This window comes from Herbaspirillum sp. Her3 (assembly GCF_057961275.1).
The window spans coordinates 1,345,647-1,365,356 of sequence record NZ_CM176328.1 but is presented as its reverse complement, the minus strand read 5'-3'; the positions used below and the strand labels follow the sequence as shown (position 1 = coordinate 1,365,356).

18 protein-coding genes are annotated in these 19,710 nt (G+C 63.9%); 7 read left to right on the top strand and 11 right to left on the bottom strand.

Translation table 11 applies throughout. The features are described from left to right. Positions 1–10 precede the first annotated feature (10 nt). From ACVC5H_RS06215 to ACVC5H_RS06200, 4 genes are all read right to left on the bottom strand, one after another. Positions 11–574 carry a SiaB family protein kinase gene (locus tag ACVC5H_RS06215; RefSeq protein WP_489621496.1) on the bottom strand — a complete coding sequence of 188 codons (564 nt, stop codon included), beginning with the start codon at positions 572–574 and terminating at the stop codon, positions 11–13. Further along, on the bottom strand, positions 571–1,884 hold the full coding sequence (locus ACVC5H_RS06210; protein WP_489621495.1) for a SpoIIE family protein phosphatase: 1,314 nt from the start codon (positions 1,882–1,884) through the stop codon (positions 571–573). Before ACVC5H_RS06210 ends, ACVC5H_RS06215 begins: the two co-directional genes overlap by 4 nt. A gap of 593 nt (positions 1,885–2,477) precedes the next feature. Further along, the gene (locus ACVC5H_RS06205; protein ID WP_489621494.1) at positions 2,478–4,088 is read right to left on the bottom strand and encodes a rhodanese homology domain-containing protein; all 1,611 of its coding nucleotides are present in this window, start codon (positions 4,086–4,088) and stop codon (positions 2,478–2,480) included. Continuing rightward, entirely contained in the window at positions 4,085–4,711 is a 627-nt protein-coding gene (locus ACVC5H_RS06200; RefSeq protein WP_489621493.1) for a cysteine dioxygenase family protein, read from the bottom strand. Before ACVC5H_RS06200 ends, ACVC5H_RS06205 begins: the two co-directional genes overlap by 4 nt. Before the next feature lie 285 nt (positions 4,712–4,996). On the opposite strand from ACVC5H_RS06200, the gene ACVC5H_RS06195 reads away from it, so the two are divergent. The 3 genes from ACVC5H_RS06195 to ACVC5H_RS06185 all read left to right on the top strand — a co-directional run bounded on the left by ACVC5H_RS06195 (position 4,997) and on the right by ACVC5H_RS06185 (position 6,767). Then, positions 4,997–5,857: an SDR family oxidoreductase gene (locus ACVC5H_RS06195; RefSeq protein WP_489621492.1), complete on the top strand. Its 861-nt coding sequence runs from the start codon at positions 4,997–4,999 to the stop codon at positions 5,855–5,857. Between the two features lie 47 nt (positions 5,858–5,904). After that, positions 5,905–6,309, top strand: a complete 405-nt coding sequence (locus tag ACVC5H_RS06190) for a four-helix bundle copper-binding protein (protein ID WP_489621491.1) — start codon at positions 5,905–5,907, stop codon at positions 6,307–6,309. Positions 6,310–6,407: 98 nt separating this feature from the next. Further along, a complete protein-coding gene (locus tag ACVC5H_RS06185) occupies positions 6,408–6,767 on the top strand; it encodes a response regulator (RefSeq protein WP_489621490.1) in 360 nt (119 codons plus the stop codon). A gap of 69 nt (positions 6,768–6,836) precedes the next feature. On the opposite strand, the gene ACVC5H_RS06180 is transcribed toward ACVC5H_RS06185, so the two are convergent. From ACVC5H_RS06180 to ACVC5H_RS06160, 5 genes are all read right to left on the bottom strand, one after another. Beyond that, positions 6,837–8,147, bottom strand: a complete 1,311-nt coding sequence (locus tag ACVC5H_RS06180; RefSeq protein ID WP_489621489.1) for an MFS transporter — start codon at positions 8,145–8,147, stop codon at positions 6,837–6,839. A gap of 440 nt (positions 8,148–8,587) precedes the next feature. Continuing rightward, complete coding sequence (locus tag ACVC5H_RS06175; protein WP_489621488.1) at positions 8,588–9,298, bottom strand: response regulator transcription factor; 711 nt, start codon at positions 9,296–9,298, stop codon at positions 8,588–8,590. Positions 9,299–9,459: 161 nt separating this feature from the next. Then, the gene (locus tag ACVC5H_RS06170) at positions 9,460–9,873 is read right to left on the bottom strand and encodes a response regulator (RefSeq protein WP_489621487.1); all 414 of its coding nucleotides are present in this window, start codon (positions 9,871–9,873) and stop codon (positions 9,460–9,462) included. Positions 9,874–10,131: 258 nt separating this feature from the next. Further along, positions 10,132–10,527, bottom strand: a complete 396-nt coding sequence (locus tag ACVC5H_RS06165) for a response regulator (RefSeq protein WP_489621486.1) — start codon at positions 10,525–10,527, stop codon at positions 10,132–10,134. A gap of 2 nt (positions 10,528–10,529) precedes the next feature. Then, a complete protein-coding gene (locus tag ACVC5H_RS06160) occupies positions 10,530–12,005 on the bottom strand; it encodes a DUF7125 family protein (protein WP_489621485.1) in 1,476 nt (491 codons plus the stop codon). A 196-nt stretch (positions 12,006–12,201) separates the two neighbouring features. Here ACVC5H_RS06160 and ACVC5H_RS06155 point away from each other — a divergent pair, with 196 nt between their 5' ends. Next, complete coding sequence (locus tag ACVC5H_RS06155) at positions 12,202–12,609, top strand: hypothetical protein (RefSeq protein WP_489621484.1); 408 nt, start codon at positions 12,202–12,204, stop codon at positions 12,607–12,609. Between the two features lie 6 nt (positions 12,610–12,615). Here ACVC5H_RS06155 and ACVC5H_RS06150 read toward each other — a convergent pair whose 3' ends face one another. Beyond that, on the bottom strand, positions 12,616–14,166 hold the full coding sequence (locus ACVC5H_RS06150; protein WP_489622655.1) for a methyl-accepting chemotaxis protein: 1,551 nt from the start codon (positions 14,164–14,166) through the stop codon (positions 12,616–12,618). A gap of 359 nt (positions 14,167–14,525) precedes the next feature. On the opposite strand from ACVC5H_RS06150, the gene ACVC5H_RS06145 reads away from it, so the two are divergent. From ACVC5H_RS06145 to ACVC5H_RS06135, 3 genes are read left to right on the top strand one after another with little or no spacing between them, the layout of a single operon-like run. Beyond that, a complete protein-coding gene (locus tag ACVC5H_RS06145; RefSeq protein WP_489621483.1) occupies positions 14,526–15,029 on the top strand; it encodes a sorbitol dehydrogenase family protein in 504 nt (167 codons plus the stop codon). Between the two features lie 23 nt (positions 15,030–15,052). Beyond that, positions 15,053–16,684, top strand: a complete 1,632-nt coding sequence (locus ACVC5H_RS06140) for a GMC family oxidoreductase (RefSeq protein ID WP_489621482.1) — start codon at positions 15,053–15,055, stop codon at positions 16,682–16,684. An 8-nt stretch (positions 16,685–16,692) separates the two neighbouring features. Continuing rightward, on the top strand, positions 16,693–18,201 hold the full coding sequence (locus tag ACVC5H_RS06135) for a c-type cytochrome (protein WP_489621481.1): 1,509 nt from the start codon (positions 16,693–16,695) through the stop codon (positions 18,199–18,201). 53 nt (positions 18,202–18,254) lie between these two features. Here ACVC5H_RS06135 and ACVC5H_RS06130 read toward each other — a convergent pair whose 3' ends face one another. After that, entirely contained in the window at positions 18,255–19,652 is a 1,398-nt protein-coding gene (locus ACVC5H_RS06130; protein WP_489621480.1) for an MFS transporter, read from the bottom strand. Between the last annotated feature and the right edge of the window lie 58 nt (positions 19,653–19,710).

Here is a 19,710-nt window from a genome sequence, read left to right as displayed (position 1 = left end):
CGGCGGGCCATCAGATGGTGGCCCTGAGATAGAAGGTCTGCGCGCCATCGGCGGCCGGCTGGGAAAACTCGAAGTCCAGCGGCGCGCTGGCATCGCGCGCCATCGTCAGGAAACCCAACCCCGCGCCCTTGCTGTCGGCCGGTGCCTCGGTGCGCAGCATTTCCTTGTAGGCGGCCTTGATTTCGTCGTTGGTCAGCGAACGCAGGTGTTCCAGTTTGGCACGCAGTTTGTCGGCCATCTCGGCATCCACCGGATTGGCGCAATGCAGGAAATAATGGCCATCGGTCTGGGTGATGTAGACCGCCCCATGGCGCATTGGGGGCTCTGTGACTTTTCCTTCCTTTTCATGCAGATCTGCCGAATAGTGGACGATGTTCTGTGCCATCTCGATGAAGGAAGAGAACAATTTTCGGCGCGTCTGCGCCAGCGCGCCGGTATGCTCGGCGCGCAGTTTCACGGCCTCGGCCATGGCGGCGATGATGGTCTGGGAAAAATACCCGACGTAGTAGAAAACGATGTCGCGCCGTGCGACGTAGCTGTGGAACTCCGCCCACTCCTGCTGGATACCGTTCATGCGTGTGTTCCGTGTTGAGGGTCTTGAAGAGCAGCGTCCAGGCGGACGCCAAAGAAACAGATATCGTCGCGCCGCCGCTGCGTGCCCTGGTAGTGCGCGTGGATGTCCATCACCACGCGTCCCAGCGCCGGCATCGGCAGATGGCCGTGTTCCAGCAGGGTACGCCGCAGCCGCTGCTTGCCGAAGGCGATGTGCTTGGGCCCGCCGATCTGGTCGATCACGCCATCGGTACAGACGAAGATCATGGCGCCCGGTGCCAGGTGCTGGCTGTGGTTGTCCCACTGCATGTCGTCGGGGGTATCGACGTAACCGAGCCCGACGCGCTTGCCCTCCACCGTCAGCACCTCGGTGCCATCGGCCACCAGCAGGAACAGCGGCATCTTGGCGCTGCTGCTGGTGAGGGTACGGGTAGCGCTGTCGAACCAGAAGAAGCAGGCATCCATGCCATCGTCCGACTCGGACGGCTTGCCGGACTGACCGTGCTGACCGAGCACGCGCTTCATGCTGCGGTTGACCTCGCGCATGAGACGCGCCGGATCGTGCGGGCCGTGCAGTTCCAAGGCCTGCTTCAACGAAGAGGACGCGATCAGGGTCAGGAAGGCGCCCGGCACGCCATGGCCGGTGCAGTCCGCCACGGCGGCAAACCAGCCGCCGGGATGGGGTTCGAAATGATAGAAGTCGCCGCCCACCACGTCGCGCGGCTCCCACACCAGGCAGGCATCGGCCAGCGCCTCGGTCATGGCCGCACGCGAAGCGCTCAGCATGGCGCGCTGGATCACGCTGGCGTAGTCGATGCTTTGCATGACCTGGCGGTTCTTTTCTTCCTGCATGGCCACCAGTTCGCGCATGAGCGCCAGCCCGGCACCGAGGCCCGCCAGGCTCCCCTGATCGACGATCAGGAAGCCATCGGCCAGCGTCTTGTCACCCGAGGCCACGGCCAGCGCGCCCAGGGTCTCGATGGGGGTGTCGGCCTCGACGATGAGGGGGTCCTTGTCCATGAACGCGATGCAGCTCTTGCGCTCGTACAGCTCGCGGTGATACGGCTTGGACATCTGGGACATGAAGATGTGGCGGCTGATGAGGCCGATGGGCCGCTGCCGTTCCACTACCGGCAGGCTCACCAGCTCCTTGTGCTGACCGAAGATTTCCAGCACGGCGGCGTTGTTCTCATCGAACTGGACCACCGGCACCGGCACCGCCAGCGCTCCCGCTGTGGGTTGGAACAACTTGCTCCCTGTCGCCGGAGTCAGACTGAAATGACTTTCCACCGTGCACGCCCGCGTTGTGATTTTGGATAGACCGCGGATCATATTTCATTCCTGTGACAAGAATGTGACGCTGATAAGCGACAAACTGCCATCGGGACGAGACGAACTGCCATCGGGACGAGACGAACTGTTTCATTCGACCATCTTCATAACGTTGAGCACAGGCGTGTCACGCGCCCGTGCTCAAGGCCTGCGGTGGAGATGAAGCGTGACCGTTTCCCACATCGCGTGCCAAGACGCAAGATCACAACTGCGCCAATGGAGCAGGGAATTGATGCTCGACTGCAGCTGCGCCAAGGGATGGGCCAGGATAGGTTCATGGTGTGCGATACGGTTGCGGAACCTGCGCAAAGGCTCCAGCTCGGCGTGAATGGCCTGCCGCAGTTCCGCGGGCTGGATCCGGCCAGGAAAATGGGGAAAGCATTGAAGAATCGATTTGCGATGCAGTCAAGATGTTGCGCATGTTCCATCTTCCTGTCCATTGGCGCGTGTGCTACCATTTTTCGGTGAGCTTGTGGACACGCGGGCGTGAGCCTCCCCCACAGGACAGATGATATGGAACACGGCCCACTTCGGTGGGCCGTCTTTCATTTCAGGCTTGCACGATCAAATTTCTTCCGGGCGCGGGGCGTTCTTCAGATCACGAAGAACCCGTGCGTCCCATCCCGCCCCAGCTGCTCCACCAATCCGAATTCCCAATCGAGATAAGCCTGCATGGCGCTGGCCGGATTGTCGGTGCCCTCATAGGGCCGGCGATAGCGGTCGATGCGCGCCGACAGCAGGTGCGTCTCGCCCTGCTCCAGCGGCAGGCCGGCCTGCGCCCAGGCCGCATTGCCGCCCTCCAGCAGATACACCGGCTGGCTCACCAGCGCTTGCAGGTCGGGCACGGCGAACTGCCCCAGCAAGGCGCTGCCGCAGGTCAGCACGAAACGGGTGGCCTGCGGGAAGCGGCGAGCAGCCGCAGCGATGTCCGAGCGCAGCACGAACCAGGCGCCCGGAATATGCCCTGCCACATAACGCGCACTCTGCGCCACGTCCAGCACCACCGTGCCGCTGTCAGCCTGCAGCCAGCGCTGCAACTGCTGCGCACTGATGCCTTGCCCGGGCCGCGTGGACACCACCGGCAGTTCGCGCGGTGCCTCGCCCGTGACCGTGAAGTCTGCTGCCGTAGCGCCATCGACCACATAGACTTCCCACGCCATCTGCGCCAGCCATGAGGCCGTCATGTCGGCGCGCACGCCATCATCATCGGCCAGCACGATGCGCGCCCCGCGCACCGGGGCATTCATCTCGGTTTCCTGCACCAGCTGGCCGCCGGGCGCAGAGAGAAAGCCCGGCAGATGTCCGGATCGGTATTGCTCTGGCGTCCGTACATCGAATCGATAGACGGTGCGGTCAGCGCGTGCCAGTTCGTCCAGCCGCGCCAGCGGGATACGCTTGACGCCCGCGCGGTCGGCCACGCTGCGCGCCTGGCGCCGGGCCTGTTCGCGCTGGCTGGCCTCGACTGCTTCCGGGAAGCGGCGCGCCTGGCCATGTTCCAGTGCCTGGCCCGCCAGGGTCCAGCCGATGGTGCCGTTGCGCAACGCATGGACCGGATTGGGCAGACCCGCATTGACCAGCGATTGCGTACCGATGATGCTGCGGGTACGCCCGGCGCAGTTGACGATCACGCGCGTCTTCGGATCCGGTGCGATAGCGGGCAGGCGCAGCACCAGCTCGGCGCCGGGCACACTGATGGAACCGGGGATGTTCATGTTCTGGTATTCGTCGAATCGGCGCGCATCGACCACCACCACATCTTCCCCGCTGTCGAGCAAGGCCTTGACCTCTTCGGCCGCCAGCGAAGGCGTATGGCGCTTCGATTCCACCAGTTCTCCGAAGGCCTTGCTGGGCACGTTGACGTCCTGGAACAGCTCCCCGCCCGCCTCGCGCCAGCCGCGCACGCCACCGGCCAGCACGCCCACGCGGGTATAGCCGAGCGCGCGCAGGCGCAAGGCGGCGCGCACCGCCAGGCCTTCACCATCATCGAGCGTGACGATGCGTACATCGCGGCGCGGCAGGCGCGCGAAGACGTTCAGCTCCAGATGCGAGAACGGAAAATTGGCCGCAAACAGCGGATGGGATTGCGCATGCGGCGCTTCCTCGCGCACGTCCAGCAGGGCGATTTCTTCACGGGCCAGCAAGGCGGCGCGCACCTCGGCATAGCTCACGACGGGCAAATGGTCTGCGGTTTGTTCTTGACTCATGGTGTGGCGGCTTCGATGGACAGGTCCCAGATGTTGGGCAAGGTGGTATTGGAATACCCGGAGATGAACGGCACGCGCCCTTTCTCGGGATGATAGACCGAGCGCCGCACGGCGCCGATGTTGGCACCGTAGACGTGGATGCTGATCGAGACCTGATCGGCATGCGCATTGCTGACCTGGTGCACGTCATGCAGCCCGGGCTGGCTGGGCGACACCGCCTCGACCTGCCCCGCCTGCAACAGCGCGCGCTCGCCCATGGGCTGCAGCGCCTGGTCTTGCCAGGCAAAGGATTGCGCATGTTCGGCACCGCGCAACACGCCGATCAAACCCCAGACCGTATGGTCATGTATGGGTGTGCGCTGCCCCGGTCCCCATACAAAGCTGACGACCGAGAAGCGCTGCGCCGAATCCGCATGCAGCAGGAATTGCTGGTAACGCTCGGGATGGGGCTGGGCATAGGCATCGGGCAGCCAGTCGTCATGGGCCACCAGTTGCCGCAGCAATGCACCGCCGCCGTGCAGGATGTCGGCCTCGTCGGCGCGCGCATCGAGCAGGCCGGCAAAACCAGTGATGAATTCGCGCAAGCGCCAGAGCTGCTTGCCGGATGGATGAACGGTGGACATGTCTCCCTCTCTGCGGTCTGAAGTGGCTCAGAAGTGACCGGTCTGCGCCGGTTCAGACCTCGACTATAAATCATTTGCGCAACGCCCGATGAGCCTGCCAGTGTGTCGGCGTGCCTCGTCTGGGTCAACGAAGCTCTGTGCATAAGAATATGCGCCGGCTCATCTTCAGCCTCTCCGTCATCACCGTCAGTGAGGGACCGCGCCCAGATCACGGTGCGGGACTACAGACCGACTCCTCACCGCTTCCTACCATGTGGCATCACCCTATTGCCCACGGAGGACAGCATGAGCGACAACCAGACCGACGGCCTTCCGGCCCAGCACCAATCCCGGCAGCCCGGCAGCGAACAAGAGATGCAACCGCGTCCGCACAGCGCACCGGCCGGTGCGCCCGGACAGCGCCTGGCCGGCAAGGTCGCGCTCATCACCGGCGGCGACAGCGGCATCGGCCGCGCCGTTGCGCTGGCCTACGCCCGCGAAGGCGCGCGCCTGGCCATCGTCTACCTGGAGGAAGAAGAGGATGCGCGCCAGACCCAGAAGGACGTGCAGGCACTGGACGCACCCTGCCTGCTGCTGCCGGGAGACGTCAGCTCGCCCGAGTTCTGCCGCAGCGCCGTGCGCGCGGTGATGGATGCCTACGGCCGCCTGGACGTGCTGGTCAACAATGCGGCCCAGCAGTATCCGGCCAGGAGCATCGAGCAGATTTCGCAGGAACAGCTGGAGCACACCTTCCGCACCAACATCTTCTCGATGTTCTACATGGTCAAGGAAGCCATGCCCTTCCTCACGCGCGGCGCACGCATCATCAACACCACTTCGGTGACGGCCTATCGCGGCAGCAAGCATCTGGTCGACTATGCCGCCACCAAGGGCGCCATCGTGGCCTTTACCCGGTCGCTGTCGCAGCAGCTGGCCTCGGCCGGCATCCACGTCAATGCCGTGGCACCGGGAGCGATCTGGACGCCGCTCATCCCCGCCAGCTTCAGCGAGGAAGAAGTCGCCAGCTTCGGCAAGAACGTGCCGCTGGGCCGTCCGGGACAACCCGATGAGGTTGCCCCGGCTTATGTCTTCCTCGCCACCGAGGGCGCCTCCTACATGACCGGGCAGGTGCTGCATCCCAATGGCGGGGAAATCGTCAACACCTGAGCATGTCTGCAAACATCGCTCGCCTCAATCCATACAAGGAGTCCATCATGAGCACACAGACCGTCTTCGATACCGGCAATGTCGGCCAGTCCGGCCAATCCAGCCAATCCAGCCAGCAGATGAGTTCATCATTGTCGATGCTGACCTGTATGCAGGCCTGCCAGCAATGCCATGAAGCCTGCCGCAAGGCGGCCTTCGGCATCAGCCCGGCAGCGGCGCAGGACCTGGCCGCCGACGACGTGCGCCTGCTGCTGGAATGCGCCGAGCTGTGCCAGCTGTCGGCCAACTGGCAGCTGGCGGGATCGCAGTATTGCCGCCAGATCTGCAGTGTCTGCGCCGAGGTATGCCGCCAGTGCCAGGACCGCTGCAACGACAGCCAGGGCATGAAGGAATGCGCGGCCGCCTGCCAGCGCTGTGCGGAAAGCTGTGAAGCCATGAGCAGCATGGCCTGAGCGGCCGGGTATCCGGAAGAGATCAGGAAAACCCCGATGGCGGCAATGTTGCCGCCAGTACATGATGAGCCTACCCCTGACTTCCCGAGAGTCCCGACATGCACAAGACCGCCCTGATCGCCACCACCCAGCCTGAAGTCAGCCGTGCGCTGACCGAATGGCTGGCCATCAACGACATCGACATCCAGATCGCCAGCAGCGGCAATGACGCCATCGAACACATCGTGCTGGACAAGCCCGACGTGGTACTGGCGCAGCTGGCCATGGAAGGCATGAGCGGCCTGCGCCTGGCGCATTACCTGAAGGCGCAGAAGCAGTTGTCCGACGTGCCCGTGATCCTGCTGTGCCGCGACGAGCGCGAGATGGATCTGGTCAGGGGGCAATGGCCGGCGTTCCTGTGCGGCGGGTCGCTGCACCCGGCCTTGATTTCTGAACTGAAGCGCGAGCTGGTCAACTAGGCGCCATCAAAAATTGAGGCCCGGTACCTTGCGGTACCGGGCCTCTTCAACTTGCAGCGGTCTTCCCGATCAGGCCTTGTAACCCTTGCTGCTCATCGGCACGAACGCCAGCAGCACGCCCAGGATCGACAAGCCGATCACATACAGCGCCGGGCCTTGCGGATCAGCCTTGATCCACAGCGAGATCAGTACCGGCGTCAAGCCGCCGAAAACGGCATAAGCCATGTTGTAGGCGAAGGACAAGCCGGTAAAACGCACCGCCGGCGGGAAGGCGCGGGTGGACACGATGGGGGTCAGCGAAATGCTGCCCACGAACAGGCCCACCAGCGCATAGCCCCAGATCAGCGACTCCGGCGAACCCGGCAACTGCCCGTAGAACCACCAGGTCGACAGCCCCAGGCCACCCCAGCCGATGATCATGCCGGCGCGGGTGCCGATGCGGTCGCACAGCCAGCCGATGGCCAGGCAACCGATGGTCAGCATCAGCGTGCCGGCGCAGTTGGCCTGCATCACCAGCTTGGCCGGCAGGTGATGTACGGTCTGCAGGTAGGAAGGCGTCATCAGGATCACCACCACCACCGCGCCCGACAGGCACCAGGTCATGCCGGCAGTCAGCACGCTGGCCGCGCGGTGTTCACGCAGCACGGTCTTCAACGGCATCTCGCTGGACTCCTTGCGGCGCGCAGCCAGTTCGCGGAACACCGGGGTTTCTTCCAGATAGCGGCGCAGGTAGACCGACACCAGCCCGAACACGCCACCCAGGATGAAGGGAATGCGCCACGCGTAGGCCGCCACTTCAGCCGGGGCGTAGACGCTGTTGATGAAGATGCCCATGAGCGAACCCAGCAGGATGCCGCCGGTAATGCCCGCCGTGAGCGAACCGACACCGAAGCTGTAGCGGTTGGCCGGCACGTGTTCAGCCACGAAGACCCAGGCGCCGGGCATTTCACCGCCGATGGCCGCGCCCTGCAGGGTGCGCATCAACAGCAGCAGGATGGGCGCGGCCACGCCGATGCTGGCGTAGGTGGGCAAGAGGCCGATCACGAGAGTGGGCACCGCCATCAGGAAGATGGACAGCGTAAACATGCGCTTGCGACCGATCACGTCGCCATAGTGGGCGATGATGATGCCGCCCACCGGGCGCGCCAGGTAGCCGGCGGCGAAGATGCCGAAGGTCTGCAGCATGCGCAGCCATTCGGGCATGTCGGCCGGGAAGAACAGCTTGCCCACCACGGCCGCGAAGAACACGTAGATGACGAAATCGTAGAACTCCAGCGTGCCGCCCAGGGCGGACAGGCTCAGGGTGCGGTAGTCGGAGGAAGTAAGCGGTCGGTGCTGGGACTCACTGAGAGCCCCGGTCAATTCAGCGGAAGTGGTCATGATGGTTCACTAACGGCAAAGCAGCCATCCGGTCCGCCGTCAGCATCAGTCAGGAGCAAAGAAGCCCATGGCAATGCCGCAGCGGGCCGGAAGGCCTGCTTCAACTTTGTTCGGTCGGGTGGCCGCAGACGGCATGTCTGCGAAGGACAGATTCAGCGGAAAACGTAAAGCGAAGAAATACGATTTAGCGTCGAAACCTGCTTAATCATACCCCAAAAGCGGCCAAACTTGCGCGACGCAGCATTTCTTGCCGCCATCGGAGGGTGGGGCAGCATCCACGCTGGTTTCAGGCCAGATGAAGTTTCTCGCCCGTTGAAAAACAAAAAAGCCCGCCTGGCAGCCTTGCTGCAACGCGAGCTTTACGTACATATGAACGAATTGGCCAGATTTTGCGGCGCCTGCGCGGGCCCGTCGTAGCGAGCCCGCGGCGTCAGTTCCGCTCAGGATTCCAGAACGATGTCGACCGCCGAGGAACGGCGCAACATCAGGAAGCCTTCGCCATAGATGTTGCGGATTTGCATGGGCGCCTCCTCCAGCGAACGCAGTTTCTGGCGTACGCGGTAGATCAGGGCATCGATGCGGTGGGCATCGTACTCCTCGCCGCCGGAGCGCAGCAGGTCGAACAACTGGCCATGCGAGACCGGATAGTTGGGGCTTTGCAGCAGCGCCGCCAGGGCGGTGCTTTCCTTGTCGGTGAATTGCAGCGCCACGGTGCCATTGCTGGACAGGCGCCCCGAGCGGCGGTGGAAGGCCCACTTCTCCGCCTGCGGCGAACTCTGGTGCGGCGCGGTCTTCATGCGGCGCGCCAGGGCCGTCAGGGTGGCCGAGACTTCTTCCAGCTTGACCGGCTTGCCCAGGCAGTAATCGGCGCCGTCGCTCATGCAGCGTACCCGTTCCTCGCTGCGCGGGGCGCCGGTCAGCACGACGATGCCCATGGACGGGAAGTTCTGCCGCAGCGAAGCCAGTTCGGGCAAGAGGCTGCCATCGGGCAGGCTGGTGTCAGATAGCAGGATGTCGGGCTGACGGCTCTTGAGGATGTCCCTGGCCTGGCCCATTGCCGAGCAGACCGATATCTCGTAACCCAATTCCCCCACATGTGCGCTCAACGTATTACGCCAGTCGAGATCGCTTTCTACGATAAGTACTTTCATCACTCTAGTGTTCCGGAAGAAGCTTTTATGACTGCCGGCGCATCCCCGCCTGTTTTCGCTACGGGATTGCACACCCACCCCCGGGCGCGCAAATGCTTTCCAAAGTCACAACGTTATACAGAAAATATCTGCGGATAAAATCATAAAAACTCGCAGATCCCTTACACCTGAAAACTCCACTGGGCCTGGCTTTGCGCATGTTGGCGCAACAGGCCGTTGACGGTACCCAGCAGGTGGTCGACCGAACATGGCTTGAGCAGAAAAGCGGCAATCGAGGGAATGCGTGCACTGGCAGCCGGCAAATGGGCGCTGATCAGCACCACGGGAATTTGCGCAAACCGTTCATGCGACTTGATGTAGCGCGCCAGTTCCATGCCATCCATGCGCGGCATGCGCAGATCGGTCAGCACCAGGGCCGGTGCCTGCACCTGCAGCTGCGCGATGGCATCCACGCCATCGGCCGCCCCCACGGCCTGCAGCCCGCCCTGCCGCAAGATCCCGCACAGCATCTCGCGCGACTCGGGATGATCTTCCACGACCAGTACGGTCGCGGCCTTGTTGCCGGTTTCCATCATGTCTCCTCCTGCCTTCGTCCCGCCCTCTATCCCGTACCTGCTGTCACGGTGACTTGTTGTGAATGATGGTGATGGTTGGCGATGAAACGCGATATCAGGAAATTCCTGAAAGTTGGACAACATTGCGCTACCGCAAGGTGCAGGCGGGTGGCGCACCGCAACGGGGTCATCGTTCAGACAGAGCGGAGGGACGGCACAAGACCGCGCCCGCTACCAGGGCAGAGCTTGGGCGGATGCGGCTTCAGAGGCGTGGAGAGGTCAGGAACGCGCGGGCAGCAGGCGCTGGATTTCTGCGAGCAGATGTTCGAAAAACACCGGCTTGCGCAGGAACAGGTTGTGACTGGATTGCGACAGATTATGGCGTTCCGGCGCGCCGCTGCAGAGGATGACGGGCAGCGTTGCGCCACCGGGCAGCGCGCGCAGCGCCGAACACAGCTCCAGACCGTTCATCACCGGCATCATGCAATCCGAGATGACCAGATCGGGCCATTCCTGCTGCACCTTGGCCAGCGCATCGGCGCCGTGGCTGGCCGTCACCACCCGGTAGCCATGCAGCTCCAGCAGCATGGCATAGGTATCGGTGATGTCGATCTCATCGTCGACGATCAGGAGCAGGGGCTGCGCCCCCTGCTGTGGAGGTGACACACCGGGCATGGTCAGCGTCCATCCGCAAGCGGCGCGGAAACAGGAGAGACCAGGCCATCGATCTCGATGCCGGCATCCGAAATGTTCATCAGGCGGCTGGCGCCGTCGTAGCCGTTTTCGCGCAGCTTCATCACGGAGATCTGGCGGCGGTTGACGTTATCCTTGACCACGTATTCCAGCAGCATCATGTTTTCGTACAGCTGCGAGGAACTGGGGTCGACCTGGGGGCGCGATTCGCGGAAATACGGCAATTGCTCGGTGATGAAGGTGGTCACCCCGCGCGCGCGCAATTCATTGGTCAGCGCTACCAGGAAGGGCCGCATGCGCTGCTGCTGCACCACGATGCTGCGCAGGCCATCCACGCCATCGATCAACAGGCGCGTCACGCCGCGCCGGGCGATGTTGTCCAGCATGCGCTTGGCCAGGTCGTCGCACAGCATTTCCAGCGGCAGCTGCCACATCATCTGCAGCGCGCCGCTGTCGATATGGGCATCGAGCTGCATGCCGGCCTTGCGCGCCTTGGCCAGCAGGCGTTCGGGCGATTCGTAGAAACCCAGGATCAGGCATTGCTGGCCATCCTTCAAACCCTGCTCGATGAAGTGCAGACCCATCAGCGTCTTGCCCACGCCGGGGCTGCCCAAGAGACAGGTCAGCGAACCACTGACCACGCCGCCGCCGATGCACTTGTCCCAGGAAGGGATGCCCACGCTGACGTAGCGGTCGGAAGTGCCCGGCACCTTGCCGGCGCGGGTGGCGGTGGCTTCGAAGCGCGGGAATATCTCGACCCCGCTCTGATTGATCTCGAAGACGTGCTTGCCCAGCAGATGGTTGGCGCCGCGCAGCTTGAAGACCTTGATCTCGCGCACCAGTTGCATGCCGGACTCATGCTGGCTCAGTTCGATGACGCCATCGACCAGGGTGTTTTCCGATTCGGGCATGTTGCCTTCCACCGGCGAAAGCAGCAGCGTGGTGCAGTTCATGGTGAACACCAGCGCATTGAGGGAATGCATGAATTCCGACAGGTTCAGGTCCGACGGTCCCGAATCGCGCACCGAACGGAAACCGTCAATGATGAGCATGGCCGGTCGATGGCGGTTCAGTTCGGCGCTGATCAGGCGCAGCAGGCCGCGCAGGCCCTCGCTGGCCAGGGCGCCATAACCACTGAGCATCTGCATCTGGTCGCCCACCAGGCTCTCGTCGAAAAAGTCAAAATTGCTCACGTGATTGAGCATCTTGGCGTGGGATTCGGCAATGAGCGTCAACAGCATCACCTTGTTGCCACTGCGCGCCTGGGCAAATCCCACCTGCGAGGCCAGCGTAGTCTTGCCGCTGCCGGCCAGCCCCTGGATCAGATAGAGGCTGCCGGCCGGCAGGCCACCGCCCAGGATCTCGTCAAAACCGGCAATGCCGGTACTGAGCAGCGAAATGCGGCTGGGCCGCACGGTCGGGACGGCAGCAGGAGGAAGGAACTGCGGGTGATGGTTCATGGAGAGAATGGCTCGGTGTTTTTATTGCGCAAAGATCCAATGACGTTTCGTCACTACACGATTGCGTATCACCTGATTAAGGTTGCCAGACAGACCGAAAGTTGCATGGGTCAGGAAAAGAAAAAATCCTGACATCCCTCAAGCCACACCATACAAGGGCCGATACGACAGCATCTGCCTTGCTTTCGTGAGCGCCATGAAAATTTCTCCAGAAACAACATCCTCGAACGATCCATACAAGATTGATGCGGCCGCGCGCGCACCCGCGCCAGACCTGGCCGCTACCGAGCAGCCACTGGCCTCGTCGGTGGTCAGCCTGTCCATACAAGGCCGTCAGCAATGGGCAGAAGAGATGCAGCAAGTCCTGGCCAGCCAGCCTGACATGGCGGCATCGCAGGCACAGACGCAAGCCCGGTTGCGCAAGATGATGGAAAAACTGCTCAAGCGCACGGCCTTGCTGGAAATGGATGTCTTCAGCGAACTGCGTGAAAAGGTCAAGGCGCAGCTGCAGCAGAAAACACCGTTGCCACCGGCGCAGCGGCAGGCCAACGACGACAAGCAGTTGCAGCGCCAGCAAGACGCCAGGCCGTCCACGCCTGGCTAGGCCAGCCTAGCGCAGCTTGAACACGCTGACCGTATTGGCCAGGCCTGAGGCCTGTTCCTGCATGGATTGCGCGGCCGCAGCGGCCTGTTCCACCAGGGCCGCATTCTGTTGCGTGACTTCATCCATCTGTGACACGGCGCGGTTGATCTCGTCGATGCCCACGCTCTGTTCGGTGCTGGCCGCAGAAATCTCGGAGACCACGTCGGTCACCCGCTTGACGCTCTCCACCACCTCCGACATGGTGGTGCCGGCCTGGCGCACCAGCGTGGTCCCGGCGCCGACCTTGCTGACCGAATCGTCGATCAGCTGCTTGATTTCCTTGGCGGCCGAGGCCGAGCGCTGGGCCAGCGAACGCACTTCCGAGGCCACCACGGCAAAGCCGCGCCCCTGCTCACCGGCGCGAGCCGCTTCGACGGCGGCATTCAAGGCCAGGATGTTGGTCTGGAAAGCGATGCCGTCGATCACACTGATGATTTCCACGATGCGGTTGGAGGCATCGTTGATGGCTTCCATGGTCTGCACCACCTGCCCCACCACGCCGCCGCCACGCGCGGCCACGCCCGAGGCGGCCATGGCCAGTTGATTGGCCTGGCGGGCGTTGTCGGTATTCTGCTTGACGGTGGAGGTCAGCTCCTCCAGCGCCGAGGCCGTCTCTTCCAGCGCGGTGGCCTGCTGCTCGGTACGGCGCGACAGGTCCAGGTTGCCGGTGGCGATCTCGGTGGAGGCCGTGGCGATGCTGTCGGTGCCATTGCGCACCTGGCCGACCACCTGGCGCAAGCCCTCGTTCATGGTCTGCAGCGCCTGCATCAGCTGGCCGGTCTCGTCCTTGCTGCGCACCGTGATCTCGGCACCGAGGTCGCCGCCGGCCACGCGGCGTGCGACGTCCACCGCATCCTGCAGCGGCGCGGCGATGATGCGCGCCATGTAGAGCGCCAGTCCCATGCCGATGGCCAGTGCCGCGACCAACAGTCCCAGCACGCCCACGCGCGATTGGCCAAAGGTCTCGTCGGCCCCGGCGGTGGCGGCATCGCCGCCGTCCTGGTTGATCTTGATGAGCTTTTCCAGGTCACCGAGGATCTGCGGATAGAGCTTGTTGGAATAGCCCAGGAACAGATCGCGCCCTTGCGCATTGTCCTTGGCCAGGAAGGCCGCCACGATCTTCTTGTGCTCGCCGAGGAATTCGGCAATCTGCGCCGCCACCTTGGGATAGATCTCGCGCTCCTGCGGCGTATCCAGGGTCGCTTCGTAATCCTTCATGGTCTTGTCCAGGCCGCTCAGGATGGCCTGGCTGCGCGAGACCAGGCCATTCATGGCCTCGACGTCGCCATCGTAGATCGCCAGTTGCGACTCGGTGCCGCGCAGGCGCACGAAATACAGCTTGATGTCGCCCAGCTTCTTCTGCGCCGGCATCCAGTCGCGCGATATTTCAGAGGACGCATTCTTGACCTTGGCCAACTGGCTGATCGAGAAGATCCCCAGGACCGCCATCAATACCAGCACCGTCAGAAACGCCAGTTGCAACTTCCTGGCAATCTTCAGATTCTTGAACCACGCCATCATCACCGCCCCCTGTTTGTCTTCACCGTCTTGCGCCGCCTGGCCGGTGTCGGCTGGTGGCTCCTCTTTCTGAAGGGGATTATCACTATCTGGACAGGCTTTCAATTGCGCAAAGAGAAGGCATTTTTCCCCGCAAGCGTGGGTCGATGCCTTGACGCAACACCCTCCTGCACGCCGACGCAAACCCTGTTAACATGCGCAGCGTTGCCTCTCCCGCTTTACCCCTGCAACACGACAGCACTCACCTCCACCACAAGACGCATCGTCTCGGTCATCGAGGCCGCCGCCATCAGGCCCGCCCTCGCCCTGAGCACATGCCATCGCCGCCGCCAATGAAACGATTTCCCCACCAAGTCACGATGTCCCGGCGCAGCCTGCTGCTGACCGGCGTGAGCCTACTGGGCAGCTACGTGGCCTTGTCCAGTCTGCCTTCCTGGGCCATCCCCCAGCCCGACAGCCCGCTCCTTGCGCCCTTCATGCGCCTGTCCGCGCTGCTGGTGAACCACCGCCTGAATCCCGCCGTGGGCGCGCGCATGCTGGAAGTAGCCGCGCGCGAACACGCCGACCTCGACACCCTCATGCAGCAATTGCTGGCCCTCGCCGAGCAGAAGCAGGCCCACAAGGTCGAAGACTTCTTCGCCGACATCCCCGCTGGCCCGCAGCAGACCCTGGCCTACTGGATCATCTTCGCCTGGTACACCGGCTGCTCCTCGCCCAAGCGCAATGCCACCGTCTTCACCTATGAAGAAGCGCTGACCTACCAGACCACGCTGGACGTGGTCGCCATCCCCTCCTATGGCATCAGCGGCCCCAACCGCTGGCGCCAGGCCACCGTGCCGCTGGCCGACATGCCGCGCTTCTGATCAACCTACCGACACTTCATCGTATGAACAGCAACAACAAAGCCGAAGTCGTCATCGTCGGCACCGGCGTGGTGGGCGTGCTCATCGCCGAACAACTGCTGGATGCCGGCATCACCGTCCTGATGCTGGAAGCCGGCCCGCGCGTGGCGCGCGCCGAGGTGGTGGAAAACTTCCGCAACCTGCCGCTGGCGCTCAAGGGCGATCCGTCCTCCTGCTATCCGCCGCGCCCGTGGGCACCGCATCCCATGCCCTCCAGCGAGAATCCGGACGATCACTACCTGGAACTGTCCGGTCCCGACAAATACGCCCAGACCTTCATCCGCTATGCCGGCGGCTCCACCTGGCACTGGGCCGGTACCTGCTGGCGCCTCACGCCCGAGGACATGCAACTGCACACGCTCTACGGCGTGGGCCGCGACTGGGCCTTCGGCTACGACGTGCTGGAACCGTATTACACCCGGGTCGAACACAAGCTGGGCATCTGCGGTCCGTCCGATCCGGCCCTGCAATGGCCGCCGCAACGCTCGGCCCCCTACCCCATGCCGGCGCTGCCCTTCAGCCCCGGCGAGCAGCGCTTTACCGAAGTGGTCAAGACACTGGGCTACCACAACATCCCGACGGCCCAGGCCCGCAACAGCGGCATGCCCTACGATGAGCGCCCGGCCTGCTGCGCCAACAACAACTGCGTGCCGGTCTGCCCGGTCGGCGCCAAGTACGACGCCGCCACCGCGCTGGCCCGACTGGAAGCCAAGGGCGCCACCATCCTCACCGATGCCGTGGTCTACAAGGTCGAGACCGATGCCGCCAACCGCGTGCAGGCAGTCAACTATTTCGACGCCAACAAGGTGAGCCACCGCGTCACCGGCAAGCTCTTCGTGCTGGCCTGCAATGGCATCGAAACCCCCAAGCTGCTGCTGATGTCGGCCGACGGCCGCAACCCGCACGGGCTGGCCAACAGCTCCGACCAGGTGGGCCGCAACATGATGGACCATCCGCAACTGACCATGACGCTGACCCTGGCCGAACCCTACTGGTCCGGCGTCGGTCCGGTGGTCAACAGCGGCATCATGGAAACCTCGCAAGGCAGCTTCCGCGCCGAATACGCGGGCGCCTACTTCCGCTACAACAATTTCGCACGCAATCGCTTCGTCACCTTTGCGGCCTTGAAGAAGGGCCTGGTCGGCCAGGCGCTGGATGAAGAGATCCGCCGCATGACCGCCTGCACCGCCGACATCGTGCTGGCGCACGAGGTGCTGCCCGACGCCGACAACCGCCTGACGCTCTCCGGCAAGAAGGACTGGCTGGGCCTGCCGCGTCCGGCCATCCATTACGACGTGGGCGACTACACGCGCAAGTCGGCCGAGCTGTATTCCCTGCCGATCGGCCGCAAGATCGCCGAGGCCATGGGCGCCACCGACATCAAGGTCAGCCCTGCTTTCGCCCAGAGCAAGCACATCATGGGCGGCACCATCATGGGCACGGACCCCGCCACCTCGGTGGTCGATGCCGACTGCCGCGCCCATGACCACGACAACCTGTTCCTGCCCGGTGGCGGCGCCATGCCCAGCACCGCCTGCGGCAACAGCACCCTGAGCATGGCGGCACTGGGCCTGAAGGCGGCCGATGCCATCCTGCGTCAGTTGCAGAAAGCGTGAGGCCGACCATGAAGACACTGATCCTCATCGGCCTGGCCAGCGCCTTGCTGTCCACCTCCGCCCTGGCCCAGACGCCCGAGCCCGCTACCCCGGCCGCAAGCGTCCCCACAAGCGCACCCGCACCAGCAGCGGCGCCTTCAGCGGAGGCGATGCTCATCGAGCGTGGCCGCTACCTGGCCATCGCCTCGGACTGCATCGCCTGCCACACCGCGCCGCACGGCAAGCCCATGGCCGGTGGCCTGGCCATCGCCTCACCGGTAGGCGAGATCATCGCCACCAACATCACGCCCTCCAAGACCCACGGCATCGGCAACTACAGCCAAGCGCAGTTCGCCGCCGCCCTGCGCCGGGGCGTGCGCGCCGACGGTGCCAACCTGTATCCGGCCATGCCCTACACCGCCTACGCGGCCCTGACCGATGCGGACGTAGCAGCCCTGTACGCCTACTTCATGAAGGGCGTGGCCCCCGTCGATGCGCCCACGCGCAGCACCGCCCTGCCCTTCCCGATGAACATCCGGGCCTCGATGAAAGTGTGGAATGCGCTCTTCCTCAAGGACCAACCGTTGGCGCCTGCCCCGCAGCGCTCAGCACAGTGGCTGCGCGGACGCTACCTGGTGGAAGGACCGGCGCATTGCAGCAGCTGCCATACGCCGCGCGGTCTGCTGATGCAGGAAAAAACCGACCTGGCCCTCTCCGGTGCCCAGGTCGGTCCCTGGTATGCGCCCAACATCACCTCGCACCCCACCGCCGGCATCGGCACCTGGAGCCAGGACGAACTGGTCGCGTATCTGCAGACCGGCCGTCTGGAAGGCCGTGCCCAGGCGGCCGGCAGCATGGCCGAGGCGATCACGCACAGCTTCTCCAAGCTCACCGAGGATGACTTGCGCGCCATCGCCGTCTACCTCAAGCAGACCCCGGCCATCGGCCCGGATGCATCCACGCCGCCGCCCTTGGGCACGCGCTTCGAGCAGGGCAAGGCCGGCAATGCGCTGGCGCAGTTCCGTGGCCGCGCGCTCAGTGCCGACAGCCCCGAAGAAATCCGGGGCGCCCGCCTGTTCTCGGCCAGCTGCGCCTCCTGCCATGGCTACAACGGCCAGGGCACACGCGATGGCTACTACCCCAGCCTGTTCCACAATTCGGCCACGGCCGGCGTCAATGCCAACAACCTGATCGCCACCATCCTTTACGGCGTGGACCGGGAAACGGAAGAAGGCGGCCATGTCTTCATGCCGCCCTTCGGCGACCAGCCCAATGCCTTGAACAAGCTCTCCAACGAGGACGTGGCGGCCTTGTCGAATTACCTGCTGAAGTACTACGGCAACCCCGACCTGACGGTCAAGGCCGAGGACGTGGCGGTGATCCGTGAGGGTGGCCCGCGCTCGCCGCTGCTCTTGCTGGCGCGCATCGGCGTCGGTGTGGGTGCGGTCGTGGCGCTGCTGGTGCTGTTGGCACTGGCGGTGCTGGCGCTGATGTTGCTGCGGCGACGGCGCATCGATCCCGAGCACGACTGGCAATAAAAAAAACGCTGTTCCCTCACAAGGAACAGCGTTTTTTTTCAGGCAAGGCCGCTTCAGGATTTGGCGTAGCGCCCTTCCAGATCGGCCTGCGCACGCAGGCGTTCATACTCGTTGCGCGGCATGGGCTGGGCATCGGGCAGGCCCAGTTTTTCCAGCGGAATGCGATAGGTCTCGCGTGCAGAGAACGCTGCCAGCGCCGACACCACGGTGATGCCGAAGGCGATGCCGCCCACGGTCAGCCAGATGTTGTTGGAGCCCGGAGGCGCCACGGCCGTGAACAGCGCCGGCAGCATGGCGGTAATGGCCGTGCCCACGTTCTGTGCGATGGCCATGGCCGACACGCGCGAACGGGCCGGGAACAGTTCCGGATAGAAGCTGGGGAAGACCGCGTTGTAGCCCTGGTAGACCACACCCCACATCAGGATCGACATCACGAAGGCCAGCTCGACGTTGCGGATGCTGATCGCATACAGGTAAGCAAACGCAAACAGCCCGGCCAGCAGGGAGCCGATGATGATCGGCGGACGACGGCCGATGCGGTCCGACAGCTTGCCCACGTAGGGAATCACCAGCACCGCCACGATGTTGCCCACCACCGGAATCCACAGGTAGACATCCTTGGCAAAGCCGATGCCATAGGCCGGCTGCACTGCGTAGGCCGCGCCGAAGATGGTGGCCACCACCGGGATCACGTTCATCAGTGCCATGCAGACCACGCGCAGCATGTTGGGCGAGCTGTCGCGGAAGGCTTCCACCACCGGCGAGCGGCGCTGCAGTTCCTTCTTGTCGGCGGCCTTGAAGAGCGGGGTTTCTTCGACGGTGCGGCGGATGATCCAGCCGGCGATGATGACCAGGAAACTCAGCAGGAAGGGAATGCGCCAGCCCCACACGTTGAACTGCTCGGCCGGCATGTAGTGCGCCAGCGGCAGGAACACGGCCGCCGCCAGGATCTGCCCGGCCTGCACGCCCTGCAACGTGAAGCTGGAATAGTAGCCGCGCCGGCCGAAGGGCGAGTGTTCCAGGATCATGGAACTGGCCCCGGAGATTTCACCGGCCACCGCGAAGCCCTGCGCCAGGCGCATGATCACCAGCAGCGCCGGGGCCCACAGGCCCACCTGGTCATAGGTCGGCAGGAGCCCGACGCCGATGGTGGAAAAACCCATCAGGAACATGCACCACAGCAGCACCTTCTTGCGGCCATGGGTATCGCCCAGGTGGCCCAGCACGAAGGCACCGATGGGACGCGCCACGTAGCCCACGCCATAGGTGGCCAGGGAGGCGATGATGGCAGTGGTCGGATCGCCCTTGGGGAAGAACAGCTGCGGGAAGATCAGCGAAGCTGCGGTGGCGTAGATGAAGAAATCATAGTATTCGAGTGCCGAGCCGATCCAGCCGCTGGCGGCGGCTTTCTTGCTCTGCTGCGATTGCTCGCCGGGATGAGAGGATTGCATGGTGTCTCCGTGGTGTTGCTGGGCAAGCCGTCCGCTTTTTCTGGAGAAGGCGGACCGG

Coding starts and splice junctions, on each gene's coding strand:
- ACVC5H_RS06215 (WP_489621496.1), bottom strand. CDS start 574: ATGAACGGTATCCAGCAGGAGTGGGCGGAGTTCCACAGCTACGTCGCA.
- ACVC5H_RS06210 (WP_489621495.1), bottom strand. CDS start 1,884: ATGATCCGCGGTCTATCCAAAATCACAACGCGGGCGTGCACGGTGGAA.
- ACVC5H_RS06205 (WP_489621494.1), bottom strand. CDS start 4,088: ATGAGTCAAGAACAAACCGCAGACCATTTGCCCGTCGTGAGCTATGCC.
- ACVC5H_RS06200 (WP_489621493.1), bottom strand. CDS start 4,711: ATGTCCACCGTTCATCCATCCGGCAAGCAGCTCTGGCGCTTGCGCGAA.
- ACVC5H_RS06195 (WP_489621492.1), top strand. CDS start 4,997: ATGAGCGACAACCAGACCGACGGCCTTCCGGCCCAGCACCAATCCCGG.
- ACVC5H_RS06190 (WP_489621491.1), top strand. CDS start 5,905: ATGAGCACACAGACCGTCTTCGATACCGGCAATGTCGGCCAGTCCGGC.
- ACVC5H_RS06185 (WP_489621490.1), top strand. CDS start 6,408: ATGCACAAGACCGCCCTGATCGCCACCACCCAGCCTGAAGTCAGCCGT.
- ACVC5H_RS06180 (WP_489621489.1), bottom strand. CDS start 8,147: ATGACCACTTCCGCTGAATTGACCGGGGCTCTCAGTGAGTCCCAGCAC.
- ACVC5H_RS06175 (WP_489621488.1), bottom strand. CDS start 9,298: ATGAAAGTACTTATCGTAGAAAGCGATCTCGACTGGCGTAATACGTTG.
- ACVC5H_RS06170 (WP_489621487.1), bottom strand. CDS start 9,873: ATGATGGAAACCGGCAACAAGGCCGCGACCGTACTGGTCGTGGAAGAT.
- ACVC5H_RS06165 (WP_489621486.1), bottom strand. CDS start 10,527: ATGCCCGGTGTGTCACCTCCACAGCAGGGGGCGCAGCCCCTGCTCCTG.
- ACVC5H_RS06160 (WP_489621485.1), bottom strand. CDS start 12,005: ATGAACCATCACCCGCAGTTCCTTCCTCCTGCTGCCGTCCCGACCGTG.
- ACVC5H_RS06155 (WP_489621484.1), top strand. CDS start 12,202: ATGAAAATTTCTCCAGAAACAACATCCTCGAACGATCCATACAAGATT.
- ACVC5H_RS06150 (WP_489622655.1), bottom strand. CDS start 14,166: ATGGCGTGGTTCAAGAATCTGAAGATTGCCAGGAAGTTGCAACTGGCG.
- ACVC5H_RS06145 (WP_489621483.1), top strand. CDS start 14,526: ATGTCCCGGCGCAGCCTGCTGCTGACCGGCGTGAGCCTACTGGGCAGC.
- ACVC5H_RS06140 (WP_489621482.1), top strand. CDS start 15,053: ATGAACAGCAACAACAAAGCCGAAGTCGTCATCGTCGGCACCGGCGTG.
- ACVC5H_RS06135 (WP_489621481.1), top strand. CDS start 16,693: ATGAAGACACTGATCCTCATCGGCCTGGCCAGCGCCTTGCTGTCCACC.
- ACVC5H_RS06130 (WP_489621480.1), bottom strand. CDS start 19,652: ATGCAATCCTCTCATCCCGGCGAGCAATCGCAGCAGAGCAAGAAAGCC.